Annotated in this window: 13 protein-coding genes and 1 pseudogene; 5 read left to right on the top strand and 9 right to left on the bottom strand. The window is 75.7% G+C overall.

The window, feature by feature from the left end:
* Positions 1-99: 99 nt before the first annotated feature.
* The 3 genes and pseudogenes from ACZ34W_RS29470 to ACZ34W_RS29460 form a co-directional block, all read right to left on the bottom strand.
* On the bottom strand, positions 100-1,869 hold the full coding sequence (locus ACZ34W_RS29470) for a glycosyltransferase family 2 protein (RefSeq protein WP_465608404.1): 1,770 nt from the start codon (positions 1,867-1,869) through the stop codon (positions 100-102).
* 156 nt (positions 1,870-2,025) lie between these two features.
* A complete protein-coding gene (locus ACZ34W_RS29465; RefSeq protein ID WP_329486028.1) occupies positions 2,026-2,595 on the bottom strand; it encodes a GNAT family N-acetyltransferase in 570 nt (189 codons plus the stop codon).
* A gap of 131 nt (positions 2,596-2,726) precedes the next feature.
* Positions 2,727-4,140: pseudogene (locus ACZ34W_RS29460) on the bottom strand (phytoene desaturase family protein).
* Between the two features lie 289 nt (positions 4,141-4,429).
* Between ACZ34W_RS29460 and ACZ34W_RS29455 the strand changes: the two are divergent.
* The 5 genes from ACZ34W_RS29455 (at position 4,430) to ACZ34W_RS29435 (ending at position 8,244) form a co-directional block, all read left to right on the top strand.
* Positions 4,430-5,332, top strand: a complete 903-nt coding sequence (locus tag ACZ34W_RS29455; protein WP_465608402.1) for a lysozyme — start codon at positions 4,430-4,432, stop codon at positions 5,330-5,332.
* A gap of 182 nt (positions 5,333-5,514) precedes the next feature.
* Complete coding sequence (locus tag ACZ34W_RS29450; protein WP_465608400.1) at positions 5,515-5,886, top strand: PRC-barrel domain-containing protein; 372 nt, start codon at positions 5,515-5,517, stop codon at positions 5,884-5,886.
* Between the two features lie 118 nt (positions 5,887-6,004).
* Positions 6,005-6,277 (top strand): hypothetical protein, encoded by a 273-nt coding sequence (locus ACZ34W_RS29445; protein ID WP_465608398.1) that lies wholly within the window; start codon positions 6,005-6,007, stop codon positions 6,275-6,277.
* A 185-nt stretch (positions 6,278-6,462) separates the two neighbouring features.
* A complete protein-coding gene (locus ACZ34W_RS29440; RefSeq protein ID WP_329486034.1) occupies positions 6,463-7,419 on the top strand; it encodes an NHL repeat-containing protein in 957 nt (318 codons plus the stop codon).
* Between the two features lie 171 nt (positions 7,420-7,590).
* Positions 7,591-8,244, top strand: coding sequence for a DUF3995 domain-containing protein (locus ACZ34W_RS29435; RefSeq protein WP_465608396.1), 654 nt, complete (start codon positions 7,591-7,593; stop codon positions 8,242-8,244).
* Between the two features lie 71 nt (positions 8,245-8,315).
* Here the strand turns inward: ACZ34W_RS29435 and ACZ34W_RS29430 are convergent, their stop codons facing one another.
* The 6 genes from ACZ34W_RS29430 to ACZ34W_RS29405 form a co-directional block, all read right to left on the bottom strand.
* Positions 8,316-9,764, bottom strand: a complete 1,449-nt coding sequence (locus ACZ34W_RS29430) for a WGR domain-containing protein (RefSeq protein ID WP_465608394.1) — start codon at positions 9,762-9,764, stop codon at positions 8,316-8,318.
* A gap of 181 nt (positions 9,765-9,945) precedes the next feature.
* Positions 9,946-10,212, bottom strand: a complete 267-nt coding sequence (locus ACZ34W_RS29425) for a hypothetical protein (RefSeq protein WP_465608392.1) — start codon at positions 10,210-10,212, stop codon at positions 9,946-9,948.
* An 88-nt stretch (positions 10,213-10,300) separates the two neighbouring features.
* Entirely contained in the window at positions 10,301-10,717 is a 417-nt protein-coding gene (locus ACZ34W_RS29420; RefSeq protein WP_465608390.1) for a hypothetical protein, read from the bottom strand.
* A gap of 202 nt (positions 10,718-10,919) precedes the next feature.
* The gene (locus ACZ34W_RS29415) at positions 10,920-12,179 is read right to left on the bottom strand and encodes a vWA domain-containing protein (protein WP_465608388.1); all 1,260 of its coding nucleotides are present in this window, start codon (positions 12,177-12,179) and stop codon (positions 10,920-10,922) included.
* Positions 12,180-12,229: 50 nt separating this feature from the next.
* Complete coding sequence (locus ACZ34W_RS29410; protein WP_329486041.1) at positions 12,230-13,516, bottom strand: AAA family ATPase; 1,287 nt, start codon at positions 13,514-13,516, stop codon at positions 12,230-12,232.
* A 74-nt stretch (positions 13,517-13,590) separates the two neighbouring features.
* Entirely contained in the window at positions 13,591-14,991 is a 1,401-nt protein-coding gene (locus tag ACZ34W_RS29405; protein ID WP_465608386.1) for a hypothetical protein, read from the bottom strand.
* Between the last annotated feature and the right edge of the window lie 108 nt (positions 14,992-15,099).

Genomic DNA, 15,099 nt, shown 5'->3' with positions numbered 1-15,099 from the left:
GGGGCGGCCTGGCGGGTGAGGTCGTTCCGCGCCGGTGGGGCGACGCGCAAGGGCAAAGAGAGATCAACTAACAGACGAACTAAGCTCATTGATGGAGCATCAGAAGAGCAGCGGGTCCGCCCAGCCGGAGGCCAGCAGGCCGCAGAGCAGCAGGACGGCGGTGACGGCGACGGCCTCGGCGCGCCCGAAGCGCAGATCGGCGGCCGCCCGCTCGGCGGCGGTTCCCCGGACGGTGCCCCCGTCCGCGCCGGTGGCGCGCCGGACGGGGGCGGCGACGTCGCCGCCCTTGCCGCCGCGCAGCAGCGGCCAGAGGGACCGGACGAGCGGGATCATCGTGTGGCCGGTGAGCCCGAGCAGCCCCACCAGCGCCCAGTACGGCTGCCAGCCGTGCAGCGCGACGGCCCGGCCGAGACCCACGGCCCCGGCGACCACGACCAGGCCGAGCCAGCCGACCCCGATCCGGGCGACCGTGCGGGCCAGCGAGCTGCCGCCGGAGACGGCACCGGTGGGCACCCAGTCGGCGCTGCGGCGGCGCAGCGCGTGCGCGATGGCGACCACGTGGCAGAGCCCGCCGAGGAGTTGGACCCGGGTGACCTCGAAGCGCCAGCGGGTGCGGGACATCGCGGGCAGCAGGACGAGGGCGACCCAGATCGGCGGCAGGAACGGCAGGACCTGCCAGGGCTCGATCTCGTCGGGCGCGAAGAACAGCATGATCAGGGCCGGCAGCGGGATGGCGAAGACGTTCACCGCGCTGGTCAGGTAGCCGAGGATGCCGTTCCAGAAGCAGAGCCGGGCCGAGCGGCTGAGCGGCCCGCTGCGGAAGCCGGGATCGCCGACCAGGGCGAGCGAGCCGAGGCACCAGCGGTACTGCTGGCTGATGAAGGCGGGCAGGCCGGTGGGCGACATGCCCTTGGCGACCAGCGCGGGGACGTAGCGGGTGGTCCACCCGGCGCGTGCCAGCGAGAGGCCGGTGTAGAGGTCCTCGCTGTGGTCGATCTCGGCGAAGCCGCCGACCCGCTCCAGCGCGGCGCGCCGGTAGAGCGCGTTGGTGCCGCAGCAGACGGTGCCGTCCTGGGCGTCGCGGGAGGGCTGGATCCAGCGGTAGAAGATCTCCTGGGTCGCGCCGGCCGCCCGCTCCAGCCACGACATGTCCGGGTCGGTGTCGAAGCACTGGGGGCTCTGCACGATGCCGACCTCGGGGGTGTCGAGGTAGGGCACCAGGTGGTGCAGGAAGTCGGGGCGCGGGCAGAAGTCGGCGTCGAGGACGGCGATGATGTCGCCGTTGCCCTCGGCCAGGCCGTGGTTGAGGTTGCCGGCCTTCTTGAACCGGCCCCGGTCGGGCCGGGCCCGGTACTGGAAGCCGTAGGACTCGGCGAGTTCGCGCACTTCGGGACGGGCGGCGTCGTCCAGGACGAGGACGGTCAGCGCGCCCGGCCAGCGGACGGCGGCGGTGTGGCGGTAGGCGTTGTCCAGCACGGCCAGCGGCTCGCCGGCGGTGGGCAGCAGCAGGTCGACGCCGGGGTGGCGGGCGGGCTGCCAGGCGCGCAGCAGCAGGTCGTGCGAGTCACGGGTGAACCGGCGCGCCCGCTGGCCGTCGGCCAGGGAGAGCACCCAGGTCACGGCGTTGAGGACGGTCAGCACCAGGAAGGGCCAGAGCAGCGGCCGGCTGAGTGCGAAGAGGCCGAGCGTGACGGTCGCGCCGGTGTAGGAGAGGGTGGCGCAGAGCAGCACCCAGCGGCGCTGCGGGCCGAAGTACCAGTAGAGCTCCTGATCGTCGGGTGGGCTGGGCAGTCGCAGCGAGTCGTCCGCGACGGCGAGGCGCGGACCGGTGTCGGATGCGGGCATGGCGGTGCCATGGAGTACGGGCATGCGGAGATGGCCCCCCTGGGCTCGGACGGAACGTGGCCGTTCGTTCCGCCAGCCTCTCACATTGGCCTAGACCAATAATGAACGAGGTGTGACATCTCCACATCGCCGCTGGTCAGGACTTTGACATTGCGTCACCGCACTGATGGAACGTCATCATTACTGCTCGGTAAGGTCCTTCACCAGCTTCTCGAACCGCAGGTCGGGGCGGCGCGGGACGCCGAAACGCTCGTCGCCGTAGGGGAACGGCGAGTAGACGCCGGTGCGGTGGAAGCCCCGGCGCTCGTACCAGGCGATCAGGTCGGCACGCTGCTCGATCACCGTCATCTCCAGCTCGACGGCGCCCCACTCCCGCGCGACGAACCGCGCGGCCTCCTCCAGCACGGCCCGCCCGACGCCGCCGCCCTGCCGGCCGGGGCTCACCGAGAACATGCCGAAGTAGGCGGTCGGGCCCCGGCGTTCGAGCTGGCAGCAGGCGACCAGCTCGCCGGCGCGCTCGACGAGCAGCACCACGCCGTCGGGGTGGGTGACGGCGGCGGTGACGCCCTCGACATCGGTGCGCTGGCCGTCCAGCAGATCGGCCTCGGTGGTCCAGCCCGCCCGGCTGGCGTCGCCGCGGTAGGCGGACTCGACGAGGGCGAGCAGCGCGGGCACGTCGGCCACGGTCGCGGTACGGAAGTCGAGGCTGTCCGCCTCGGGCCGGGCGGTGTCCGGGGTGGTCGCGGGCACGGTGGTCCTCTTCTCATCGGTAGGGCGGCGGCCGTTCGGGTGCCGACTCAGGCATCGTGCCACAACGGCACCGCACCCCCTGGTGGCCGAGGCCGCCGCCGCAGCCCGGCCCCGACGGAGGCGCCCCCGCCTCACCCGGGCCCACCGCGCGTCACGGCGCGCAGGGCGGCCCGGGCCGCGTTGGCACCGCACATGCCGTGCACCCCGGCGCCCGGCGGGGTCGCCGCCGAGCAGAGGTAGACGCCCGGAATGCCCGTGTCGTACGGGTGCGGCGTGGTTCTCGGACGCAGCACCGTCCGGACCGGGCCGTTGGCGCCGGTGCAGATGTCCCCGCCGACGTCGTTCGGGTTGCGGCGCTCCAGCTCACCGGGGCCGGTGGCGACGGAAGCGAGGATCCGGTGCCGGAAACCCGGTGCGAACCGCTCGATCCCGGCGACGAGCAGGCCCTCGACGTCACCGGGGTAGCCGTGCGGCACGTGCGCGTAGGCATGGACGGGGTGGACGTCGCCGGCCGAGCGGCCGGGGTCGGCGAGGTACTGCTGGGCCACCACCAGGAACGGGCGCTGCGGCATCCTCCCCCTCGGCGAACGCCACCTCCTCCAGCGTGCCGCCCACGTGGACGGTGCCGGCCCGGCGGCAGTCCGCGTTTCGCCACGGGATGCCGCCCGCCACCGCGAAGTCCACCTTGAAGGCCGCCGGCCCGTGCCGGTAGCGCAGGTACGCGCGCCGGACGGGGCGCGGCAGGGCGGGCCCGCAGATCGCCGCGGCCGCGCGGGGGGCCACGTCGAGCAGGACGACCGGGCACGGGCGCAGCTCGGCCAGCGAGGTCACCCGCACCCCGGTCTCGATCCGGCCGCCCAACTCGCGCAGCCGCCCGGCCAGGGCCGCCGTGATCGCGCCCGAGCCGCCCTCGGCGACCGGCCAGCCGCGGTGGTGCGCGGCGGCGATCAGCAGCAGTCCGGCCGCGGAGGTCAGCGGCCGGTCCAGTGGCTGGAAGCTGTGCGCCGCGGCCCCGGCGAACAGGGCCCGGGCCCGTTCGGTGTGCCAGCGGCGGGCGAGCACGGTCGCCGGCAGGAGGGCCCGGCTGCCGAACCGGGCGAGCCGCACCGGGTGGGCGGGTACCCGGACGATCGGGCGCAGGGTGTCCTCGGCCAGCTCGTCGAAGCCTTCCGACAGCTCCCCGAACAGGCGCAGCCAGGCCGCGCCGTCCGGCCCCAGGGCGCGGGCGGTGACGCGTACGGACCGTCCGGCGGTGACGGCGTCGCCGCCGTCCAGCGGGTGGGCCAGGTCGACCTCGGGCAGCCGCCAGCGCAGGCCGTGGCGGGCGAGGTCGGCGGAGCGCAGGAACGGCGAGGCGATCCCGAAGGGGTGCACGGCGGAGCAGTGGTCGTGCAGCACCCCGGGGAGGGTGGCCTCACCGCTCCGGGCGCCGCCGCCGATCTCCGCCGCCGCCTCCAGGACGGTGACGGCGAGGCCGCGTTCGGCCAGGGTGACGGCGGCGGCGAGGCCGTTGGGGCCGGAGCCGACCACGATCGCGTCGCTCATCACCGGGCCTCCCGTCGAGGTGCCGCCGCGCCCTCCGGGTCACGGGACGGCGGTTCGCGAACCCACGATGCCAGCCTGGCGGACGGCCCGGTCCGGCGCACCCGCTGGCGTAACCGCCGGGCCGGGCCCGACGGTGCCACGGCCACCCGGGGGCCGCCCCCACGAGGTGTCCGGACCTCTGGCCACCCTGGCGGGTACATGGCTACTCTGCTCTCCGTCCGGGTCAACTCCCGGGCACCAGAGGCCTCATGGGCCCTCACCGGACCATGACCGGATCAGAGGAGTGTTCATGCTCAGCACGTCCCGCTCCGCAGGCCCCACCGGTACCGCCGCACCCTCGAAATCCCGCCGTCTACCGCTCCTGGGCGCACTCGCCGCAGCCGTCGCACTGGTCACCGGCGTGACCGCGCCGGCCTACGCGGCCGAGCCCGCGCCCGCCCCGACCACCGGCGGGCAGGCGGACCGCCACCTGCCCGCCCTCCACCCCGAGCTCGACTTCGCCGGCTCCACCGTGGCCGCCCACGAAGGAAGAGCGAGCACTGCGGGCGTCGCCGCCCTCGCCGCCACCCAGACCCCCGGGCTGGACGTCTCCAGCTACCAGGGCAACGTCAACTGGGCGTCGGTGAAGGCGAACGGCGCCCGCTTCGGCTACGTCAAGGCCACCGAGGGCACCACCTACACCAATCCGTACTTCGCCCAGCAGTACAACGGCTCCTACAACGCCGGCCTGATCCGCGGCGCCTACCACTTCGCCCTGCCGGACCGTTCCTCCGGCTCCGCCCAGGCCACCTGGTTCGTCAACCACGGCGGCGGCTGGTCCCGCGACGGCAGGACCCTGCCGCCCGCCCTCGACATCGAGTACAACCCCTACGGCGCCACCTGCTACGGCCTCGGCCAGAGCGCCATGGTCAGCTGGATCCGCTCCTTCAGCGACACCGTCCACGCCCGCACCGGCCGCTACCCGACGATCTACACCACCACCAACTGGTGGTCCCAGTGCACCGGAAACAACGGCGGCTTCGGCACCACCAACCCGCTCTGGCTCGCCCGCTACGGCTCCACCGTCGGCACCCTCCCGAACGGCTGGGGCTACCAGACCTTCTGGCAGTACGCCGACTCCGGCACGTTCCCCGGCGACCAGAACCTCTTCAACGGCGCCTACGACCGCCTCCAGGCCCTCGCCAACGGCTGACCCACCGGCGCCCCACCGCGGGTTCCCGCCACTTCACCGCGGCGGGAGCCCGCTGCCCCTCCCGGGCGGTTTCCTCTGATTTCTCCCCCACCCCGCATGAACCCGGCGAGGCGGGGCAGTCGGGGTGGCGAGCGCCGCCGGGGCATTCCCGGCGCAGCACACCGTGCGGAAGGGAGAGAGTCGTGAGCAACGACGTCAACATCTGGGAGTTCCGCTCCACCTCCGGCTACGTCACCGGGTCCGACCTCGTCGACTTCCGGGTGGAGGCCGTGGACGGCCACATCGGCAAGATCGACAAGCTGTCCGAGCAGGCCGACGCCCGGTACCTGGTGGTCGACACCGGGCCGTGGATCTTCGGCAAGCACGTCCTGCTGCCCGCCGGCACCGTAGTCCAGGTCGATTTCGAGGAGCGCAAGGCGTACGTCGACCGGACGAAGGACGAGATCAAGAACGGGCCGGAGTTCGACCGGGACCGACACGACCACGGCGACACCGACTACCAGGAGAAGTACGCCGGGTACTACGGTCCCTTCTACGGCGGACCGGCGATCTGACCCGCCCGCCCGTACCCGCGGGTCGACCCGGCCGCGAAGCCCGGCCGGCACGGACGAGCCCGGGCGGCCGCCCCCGACACCAGGGGGCGGCCGCCCGGCTGTACAAGGGGAGGCAGGAATGGCGGAGATCCTCGGGGCGGACGGGCACACCGTGGACCTGACGGGCTACCGGGTCGAGGGGCCCGACGGGAAGATCGGCCGGGTGGACCGGCACTCGGACTACGTCGACGAGCGGCACCTGGTCGTCGACACCGGCTTCTGGGTGTTCGGCCGGGAGGTGATGGTCCCGATGAGCGCGGTCACCGCCGTCGACGAGGACCGCCACACCGTGCTGCTCTCCCTCTTGCACGCCGAGATCGACCGCCTCTACCGCACCGAGACCTCCGGCTGACCCGGCCGGCGGGCCCGGGGCCCAGGGCGGGCGGCGGCGCTCCCCCGAACGGGGGCGGCCCGAGCGGGGGATCTCCCGGGGGCACGGCGGCGCAGCACCGGGGGCGGGCCACCGGGCGTGCTCTGCTGGCGGCAGGACCGCGAGGTCCGTCCCCGCCGCACTCCCGAACGTTCGAGGAGAACCCCATGCCCCGCCGCCTCGCCGGACTGCTCGGCACGGCCACGGCCGCCTCCGCCGCCCTCGCCCTGCTGGCCGCCACCCCGGCCGTCGCCGTGGCGCCGCCGCTCACCGCGCCCCGGATCATCGCCCACTTCGACCTGGCCCAGGGCCTCCAGCCGGAGAACATCGCCCTCGAACCGGACGGCTCCGCCGACCTCACCTTCTCCTTCGCCCGCGCGATCGGCCGCGTCGACCCCGACGGGAACCTCACCCTCCTCGCCACCCTGCCCGCCCCCGCGGACCCGAACACCCCGGTGCTCGGCGCCGCCGTCGTCAGCGGTATCGCCCGCGCCCACGACGGCACCCTCTACTTCGGGTACGCGACCGGCACCGCCGATCTGACCGGGATCTGGCGGCTCTGCCCCGGCGGCGCACCCGAGCGGATCTCCGCCTTCCCGGCGGACAGCCTCCCCAACGGCCTCGCCCTCGACGAGCGCGCGGGCCTCCTCTACTCGGCCGACTCGGCGCTCGGCGTGATCCGCACCGCCCCCGTGGCAGGCGGCGACCCGACGGTCTGGTCCGACGACGCGCGGCTCAGGCCCACCGCGGCCTTCGGCGCCAACGGCCTCAAGCTCCACCACCACGCCGTCTGGGTCGGCAACACCGACACCGGCACCCTTCTGCGCATCCCGCTCGGCCGGAACGGGACCGCGGGCCCGGCCGAGGTCCGCGCGACCGGTCTCCCCGGGCTGGACGACTTCGACTTCGCGGGGCACGGCGACGACGTGATCGCGGCCCTCAACAGCGGCAGCGAGGCCGCCCACATCGCGGCGGACGGGACTCATCACACCGTCCTCACCGGTGCGGACGGCCTCTCCAACCCCACCTCGGTGGCCGTCCGCGGGGACACCGTCTACGTCCCGAGCGCGGCCTACTTCACCCGGACCGACCCGAACCTGCTGCTCGCCACGGTGGAACGGTAGCGGTCGGCCGGCGGCCCGGACAGGCCCCGGCACGCCCCGCACGGACCCCGCACAGCACCGCCGGAAGACGGCTCAGCCGGGAGACGGCTCACCCGGAAGTAGCTCGCGCGGGGGATGCCGATCGTCTCCGGGGAGGACGCCTCCTCGCCCCGGCCGCGCCACGGTGGAGCCATGACGATCAAGCACTGCGGGCCCGGCCCGACCCGGCCGGACCTGCGTCGGACGCCCCTACCGACCCCGGGCGGGAGGCCGGCCACCGGCCGGCGGCCCACCCCGGACGGGTGGCCCGGGGCGGTCGCCGCGGCATGGGGGCTGCTGTTCGCGGTACCCAGCTTCGTCTGGGCTGCGGGCAGCACCCTCGGTGCCCGGTCGACGGTGTCGCCGTCCCTGCTGAAGCTGGCCGACGACCGGGTCACCTGGTTCGTGGCCGTCCTGTGGGTGACCGGATTCCTGAAGCTCTTCGGGGCGCTGCTGGGCGTCGGCCTGACCCGCCGCCGGCGCGGCGGGCGGACCAGCCGCCCCCTGGTGCTCTGCGGCGGCGGAGCGGCGGTGCTGCTCCTCTGGCACGGCGCTCTGTTCGTGGGCCACGGCGTGCTGGTGGAGGCCGGGGCGCTCACCCCCGCACCCGACCTGGTCGGGCTGACCCGCTGGTACCTCTATCTGTGGGGGCCGTGGTTCGTCGGCGGAGGCCTGGCCTTCGCCGCCGCCACCACCCGGTACGTCCGCCGCCACGAGGACCGGCGCGGGCTGCGGCGCTACGGCGCCGCGGGGGCGCTGGGCGCGCTGCTCCTGTCGTTGGCGTCGACCGTCACCGGGATCGGATGACGACCGTCGCGCGGCCACCGGCCACGCGACGGTCCACGACGGCTCGGCGGGGGCGAGCCCCCGCCCGCCGGTCACAGCAGGCGCTTGATGTCGCCGCGCGCCCGGTAGAACCCGCCGTTGCCCGACTCCAGCACCTCCGCCACCACGTAGCGGGCCCCCGGCACCCGGATGTCCTTGGGGAACTGCACCCGGCGGTTCCGGTCGAACCCGGCCGACACCACCCGCACCCGCACCCGGGTGCCCTCCTGGACGCACTCCACCTCGATGCCCCCGTCCGCACCGGCCGAGCCGGCCACCACTACCTCCAGCTCGGCGCCCGCCACCGCCGCCTGCCACCCGCTGCCGTCCACCTCGGCGGCCTGCGGCACCTGGCCGCCCTCGGCCGCCTGGACCGCCTGCTCGCTCGCGTCCAGGCAGGCCAGCGAGCCGTCGGTGGTCACGATGTAGAGCCGGCCGTCGCGGTACTGCATGCTGTAGGCCGAACCGCAGCCCGTGCCGAGCTTCCACAGGCGGGTGCCGTCCGCGGCGAAGCAGTAGACCGAGGAGTGGTTGTCCCCGGCGAAGACGTACCGGCCGTCGGGCGAGGACGCGCAGGAGAACACCGCGGCGTCGCAGCGGTAGCGGGCGGCCTCGGAGCCGTCCGCCTTGCGCAGCCGGTGCACCCAGCCGCGCGAGGTGCCGGCGAACACCTCGTCGCGCTCCTGCCAGCCGAACAGCACCTCGCCCTCGGTCGGCGTGTGCCAGACCGGGTCGCCGCTGCGGGCCGCGTAGCGGGCGACGCCGCGCGAGTGACCGTGGAAGACGCCGTCGTCGTCGCAGCGCACCATCCAGCCGTCGGAGCCGGTGGCCTTGCGGCGCCACTGGAACTCGTCCTCGTGGTCGACGGTGGTGATGCCGCCGCGCGCGTCGGCCACGCCGAGCACCCCGTCGTGGATGTCCAGCCAGTAGATGTCCACGTCCTCGGCGATCTCGTACGCCACCCGCGGCACCTTGCCGCCCAGGTCGTACACCTTGCCGTCGTCGCACCCGGCGTAGATCCACCAGTCGTCGGCCACGATGCACTTGACCCCGTCCGGCAGCCCGTACCGGCCGGTGACCAGCCCGTCGTGGGTGAGGGTGTAGACGTCGCCGCGCTCGTTGCCGACCCAGGCGTGCTCCTCCCCGACGAAGATCCCGAACGCCGCGGCGCCCGAGCTGAAGCGCCACAGGACCGGCGCCTGACGGGCCGTCGACCCGCTGCTGACGATCGCCCGGCGGGTGACCGCCCGTCGCTGCCGCACCCCGCGCACCGCCGGGGCGTAGCCCTTGCGGACCTTCTCCCCCAGCTTCTTCGCCGCGGCGGCGGCCGCCTTCTCCACCGTCGGGTAGGAGGTGCTCTTCTCCTGGCCGCTCTCACCGATCCGCCCGTACCTGACCGTCACGACCACGCCGGCGACCCGGACCTCGTAGAACTTGTGCGCGCTGCCCGCGTCCTCGGACAGCTCCAGATAGGTGACCTGCTCGTCGGCGGCGACTGGCATGGCAAGGGCCCCTTTCGGGCGACGTCGGAAGCGTCGTCGCACGGGCCGTACCCGCCGACACCGCACAAGCTAGCCATTGCCACCGACAACGCGACGGGCACCCCCGCCCACGGCCCCGCGGCCGGGCTCCACGGGCGGCGGCCGTACCGACGGACGGCCGCCGCCCGGGTCGTCCGGCGGCTCAGCCCAGCCGGGCGGCCAGCCGGCGCAGGGCCGAGGAGAGGGCGGACGGCCGGGTCGACGAGCGGGCCGACGGCCCGCGCCGCGCCCGGTCGGTGTCGCACGCGGTCGGACCGCCGCCGAACTCCTCCGCAACGGGGGGCAGTTGCTCGGCGGACGAGGCGGGCGGGGCGGTCGCTGTCGGCGTGGCGGGCAGGGCAGGCGTGGTGGTGCGGCAGGCCTCGGCGCGCACCAGCGCGCCCATGGCGGTGTAGACGTCGAAGGGCATGGTGGATCTCCTGCGGTGTGAACCCGACGGTGGACACGGGCGGGACCGCGCGGGGGCCCAGGACCCCCGAGCACGGCCCCGGGGCCGGTCAGCAGCGCAGGACGGTCCCTCGCCCGGCCCCGTCGGGGCGGGCGGGATCGGTGCCGGGGCGGCCCGCGGCGCGACCGGGCGGGGCGCCGGCCACGAGGCCGGCCACCGTCCGTGGCGCCGGGGGCAGCAGGCCCGGCAGCGGAGCCCGGGTGTGGTGACCCGCCCGGTGGGTGGAGGCGGTGCCCGAGGTGCTCCCGTGGTCGCGCCGGCGTTCGCCGGGCTCGGGGCAGGTGTCCGGGTCGAGCGGCACGGCGGGCGCGGCGGGCGTCTCCTGGACCGTCACACAGCGCTCCAGGGCGAGGCGGTGGAGGGAGTCGACGGTCCCGGCCCCGGTCAGCAGGGCGAGGACGGCGGCCAGCAGGACCGCGAGCACGCAGCGGGTCGCGACGTCACCGTGCCGAACCGTACGCCCCATCCGCGCCCTTCCGAACGACCCCCGTCGTCCAGCTAACCGCCGCCTCCGCCCGACACCCGCCCGCCCCCACCCGATGGAGTGAAGGACTTCACTCACCCGGCGGATCCGGAAGGCGGGCGGGGCGCGAACCCGGCGGCGGACGGATCGGTCGGCGGCGGACGGACCGGCCCGGGAGTGCCCGGAGGCGCCGGACCGCGCGTGCCTACCCGATCTGCACCACGGCGGCCCACTCCGGCGGGGCCTCCGGTTCGTAGTCCGGGTCCTCCTCGTCCAGGTGCGAGTCGGTCCGCGCCCGGGGGAACAGCCCGACCACCGTCCGGCACGGCGGCCGCGACTCCGGCCAGGGCGTCTGCCCGTCCGTCAGCACCACGACGACGTCCGGCCGGGACGGGCCCCGCAGCGCCCGGGCGAAACCCGTCCGCAGGTCGGTGCCGCCACCGCCCACCAGCGGGATCCCCTCGGCCCGGCAGAGCGGGTGCGCGACCCGGGCCGCCGCGTCGCACGGGAGCACGGTGACCAGGTCTCGGCGGCCGCCCACGGCCCGGGCGATCGCGGCCACTTCGAGCAGCGCGCTGCCCAGTTCGGCGTCGCTGACCGAGCCGGAGGTGTCGATCACCACGGCGACCCGGGGCGGTCTGCGCCGCAGGCTCGGCAGCACGACGCCGGGCAGCCCGGCCGAGCGCCGCGACGGCCGGCCGTAGGTGTAGTCCTCGCCCGCGCCCGAGCCGGCCGCCGCCGTGCGGACCGCCGCGCCCAGCAACTCCCGCCACCGCTGCGGCGGGTGGAAGGCCTCCTCGGCCCACCGCTGCCACGCCTGCGGCGCGCTGCCCGGCCGGGCGGTGATGCCCTGCGCCACCCGGAACCGCACCGCGTCTCGCTCCTGGGCGCTCAGCCCGTGCGCGCCGTCCGGCCCGAACTCCCACTCCCGCTCCAGTCCGTCGGCGCCGCTGCCGCAGTCCAGCCAGATCAGGCTCTCGGTCAGCGGCCCGAGGCTGAACAGGGGCAGGTAGTCCTCCATCAGACCCCCGTCGGGGAGCCCGAGGGAGGTCGGGCGGACGGCGCCCTCGGGCTCGACCAGCCCGTCGCCGAAGGCATCGTCGTTGATCTCGCAGTCGGCCGCGATGTTCATCCGCAGCCGCTCCCCCGGGCCGGTCAGCCCGCGCTCCTCGGCGACCCGGTCGCTGCGCCCGTGGTGGTCCCGCAGCAGGTGCGAGACCTCGTGCACCCAGACCGCGGCCAGTTCCTCCACCGGCGTGCGGTCCACGAAGACCGGTGAGACGTAGCACCGCCAGTGCCGGTCCACCGCCATCGTCGGCACGCGCCGCGACTCCACGGTGTGCAGCGCGAACAGAGCCGTCGCCAGGTAGGGCCGGACCTTCGCCGCGTGCAGCCGGGCGGCGAACAGCTTGTCGAGGTCCAGCCCCCGGGGCCCGTCCGGCACCGCCACCCGGCCCGCACTCATCGAACTCCCCGGACTCATCCGGCTGATCGGGCTCCCCTGACTCCCCTGACTCATCGGCCCGCCTTGGCGGCGACCCGGGCCACCGACCGGTCGGCCCGGTTCGACAGCGAGACCACCCCGGCCAGCCGCTCGATCGCGGCCGGGACGTCCCAGTCCGGCCGGCGCAGCGAGGCGAGCGTGGTCGCCGGGACGACCACCAGGTCCGGGGCGCCGGTCTCGGTCGCCCGGACGAGCAGCGTCCACGCCGCGTCCCAGCGGTCCTTCTCCGGCCGCTTGCGGACGGCGGCCACCACCCCGTCGAGCACGGCCTGGCGGAGGTCCCCGCGCTCGGGCAGTTCGGCGCCGGCCGGATCGGCCAGCAGCTCCTCCGGGTCCGGGAGGTCCATCCGGTCCAGGCTCGCCAGCAGCTCCAGCCCGGGTCCGTCCCCCACCGTGCCCCTGACCAGCAGGGAGAGGACGTCCCGGGAGGAGCCGGCCGCGGTGGCGAAGGCGACCAGGCAGAGCGCCGTCTCCCAGCTCCGGGGCGACGGCCAGGCGCCGCCCCGGCGGGTCTCGTTGGCGGGCAGCCGGTGGACGAGCGCGGGGCGGGCGGCGAGCAGGCCGCAGACGGCGCGCCGGGCGAAGGCGACCGACTCCGCCAGCCGCCGCGGGTCGAGCCGCGGCAGGGTGGCCCGGGGCCACGTCCCGCCGAGACCGCGGACCACCACGTCGTGGTCGTGCACCCACTGGAGGTGGACGAAGCGGTTGGCCAGCGGCGGGCTCAGCTCCCAGCCGTCGGCCGCCGAGGCGCGCGGGTTGGCGGCGGCCACGATGCGGACCTCGGGCGGCAGTTGCAGCGCGCCGATCCGCCGCTCCAGGACGAGCCGGAGCAGGGCGGCCTGGACGGCCGGCGGCGCGGTGGACAGCTCGTCGAGGAAGAGCAGCCCCCGGCCGGCCCGGACCAGGCGCACGGCCCAGTCCGGCGGGGCCATCGGGACGCCCTGCTGCGCCGGATCGGAGCCGAGGACGGGCAGGCCGGAGAAGTCGGACGGCTCGTGCACGCTGGCGATCACGGTGGTCAGCGGCAGGTCCAGGGTCTCGGCCAGCTGGGTCAGGGCGGCGGTCTTGCCGATGCCCGGCTCGCCCCACAGCAGGACGGGGCGGTCGGCGGCCACCGCCAGGGTGAGCGCCTCCAGTTGGTCGTCGGGGCGCGGTTCGGTACCGGTCTCGCGCAGCAGGGCGAGCAGTGCGTCGGCGACGTCGAGCTGGGAGGCCCGGTCCGGGTCGGCGAGGGTGGCGGCCGCCGAGAACGGGACGGCCGGGGAGTCGGACAGGGACGTGGACAGGGACGTGGACATGGGCATGTTCGATCACCTCGGAGTCTGGGGGGAGTACGTGAATGTGGGGAAAGGGCGGCGGGCGAGGCCCGGGATCAGCGCGCGGTCGCCCCGAGGGCCCCGGAACGGCGGTCGCGCGGGCGGCGGCGGTCCGGGCTCGGGCTGTGCTCGACCAGGCCGGCCCGGAACAGCCCGTAGCTGATCCGTCGCCGCGCGGCCGACTCCAGCTCGTCCCGCAGCGCGCCGCCGCGCAGCGGGGCGTCGGGGCCGAGCAGCCCCTCGACGACCGCCAGCGCACCGGCGGTGTCCCCGTGGTCGAGCCGCTCACGGACACCGTGGAGGCCGGCGGGGCGCCGGTGCGCCTCGTCGATGGCCTGCAGGCAGGGCAGCGGTGTGCCGGTCAGCGCGACCAGCAGCTCCTCCCGGCGGATCTCCGCCGGGTCGTGGTCCAGCGCCGTCAGCACGCCGTCGACCAGGCCGATCCGGTGCCGGGCCCCGCGACAGTCCACCGGGCGCGGCTGCCCGGGCCGGTCCTGGAGCGGGGCCGGTCCGGCCGGCGCGTGGCCGGGCGCGAGCGCCGCGGCGACCAGCGGGTGCAGCCGGTCGGCCCCGATCGCACCGGTGCGGAGCAGATCGAGGTCGGGGAGCACCCAGGTCGCCGCGTCGGGCAGCACCGGCAGGACCGGGCCGGCGCCGCCGACGGGCGCGGCGACGATCCGCCGGGCGGGCGGCCCCGGGCCGTCCCGGTCCGCGACCGGCTCCAGGAGCAGCCGCCGCCGCGCTCCCAGGCGGACGCCCACCGGCCCGGCGGCGCGCCCCTCGGCGGCGAGCAGGATGTCGGCCTCGGCGGCCCAGCGGTCGACGGCGCAGCGGAGCCCCGGTGCGTCCGGCAGGGGCGGCGGCTCGCCCCGCGGACCGGGCTCCCGGTCCGGCCGGGAGCGGCCGTCGGCGCCGGACCGGTGGCGCAGTTCGCCGCTGCGGTGGGCGTCCCACAGGTGGCGGTGCAGGTCGAGACGGAACCGCCGGTCGGGGCGGGGGTGGGGGTAGCGGGAGGCACCGGCCGCGCGGTGGGAGCCGTCCCAGAGGGCGAGGCTGATCCGCTGGCCGGCGTCCGCCCAGGCGGGCGGCGTCCGGGCGACGAGCCGCACCGGGGGCCCGCCGTCGGGCCGGTGGGCGTCGTAGCGGGCCAGGGCGACCGTCAGGCCCGGGCGCAGCAGACCGTCCGGGGCGATCCTCGGCAGATGCCAGCGGAGCAGGTCGGGGGCCAGTCGGCGCAGGTCGGCGCGGAGTTCGGCGGCGAGGGCCCGGCCGTGGGTGCGCGTGACGGTGCGCAGGTCGAGGTCGACGTCGATGTTCGCGGCGGCGCAGGCTCCGGCCCAGTCGCCGGCCTGCCGGCGGGCCGTCGCGGTCTCGATCATGGACGGCGGCACGGCGAACTCGCGCACGCGCAGCCAGAGGGAAAGGCGGGAAGGCCTGTTCGCGGGCGAGGTGAGCATCAGCACTCACCTTGCGCGGACGGGGCCCCCAATCCGAATGCGGAAGGAGTAGTCATCGCGGGGAGCGTAGCGCTGGTGCCGTCGGGCTGTCAGCCGCTTTTCCGCAGG

It is taken from the genome of Kitasatospora sp. NPDC022856, from assembly GCF_055561235.1.
Note: the sequence above shows the minus strand (reverse complement) of the source record. Positions and strands in the feature narration are given on the sequence as shown.

What these genes read in the sequence shown, in the direction of transcription:
- ACZ34W_RS29445 (WP_465608398.1), top strand. Translation starts at nt 6,005, where the DNA reads ATGGCGGAGATCCTCGGGGCGGACGGGCACACCGTGGACCTGACGGGC.
- ACZ34W_RS29425 (WP_465608392.1), bottom strand. Translation starts at nt 10,212, where the DNA reads ATGCCCTTCGACGTCTACACCGCCATGGGCGCGCTGGTGCGCGCCGAG.
- ACZ34W_RS29455 (WP_465608402.1), top strand. Translation starts at nt 4,430, where the DNA reads ATGCTCAGCACGTCCCGCTCCGCAGGCCCCACCGGTACCGCCGCACCC.
- ACZ34W_RS29430 (WP_465608394.1), bottom strand. Translation starts at nt 9,764, where the DNA reads ATGCCAGTCGCCGCCGACGAGCAGGTCACCTATCTGGAGCTGTCCGAG.
- ACZ34W_RS29435 (WP_465608396.1), top strand. Translation starts at nt 7,591, where the DNA reads ATGACGATCAAGCACTGCGGGCCCGGCCCGACCCGGCCGGACCTGCGT.
- ACZ34W_RS29410 (WP_329486041.1), bottom strand. Translation starts at nt 13,516, where the DNA reads ATGTCCACGTCCCTGTCCACGTCCCTGTCCGACTCCCCGGCCGTCCCG.
- ACZ34W_RS29420 (WP_465608390.1), bottom strand. Translation starts at nt 10,717, where the DNA reads ATGGGGCGTACGGTTCGGCACGGTGACGTCGCGACCCGCTGCGTGCTC.
- ACZ34W_RS29405 (WP_465608386.1), bottom strand. Translation starts at nt 14,991, where the DNA reads ATGCTCACCTCGCCCGCGAACAGGCCTTCCCGCCTTTCCCTCTGGCTG.
- ACZ34W_RS29470 (WP_465608404.1), bottom strand. Translation starts at nt 1,869, where the DNA reads ATGCCCGTACTCCATGGCACCGCCATGCCCGCATCCGACACCGGTCCG.
- ACZ34W_RS29440 (WP_329486034.1), top strand. Translation starts at nt 6,463, where the DNA reads ATGCCCCGCCGCCTCGCCGGACTGCTCGGCACGGCCACGGCCGCCTCC.
- ACZ34W_RS29415 (WP_465608388.1), bottom strand. Translation starts at nt 12,179, where the DNA reads ATGAGTGCGGGCCGGGTGGCGGTGCCGGACGGGCCCCGGGGGCTGGAC.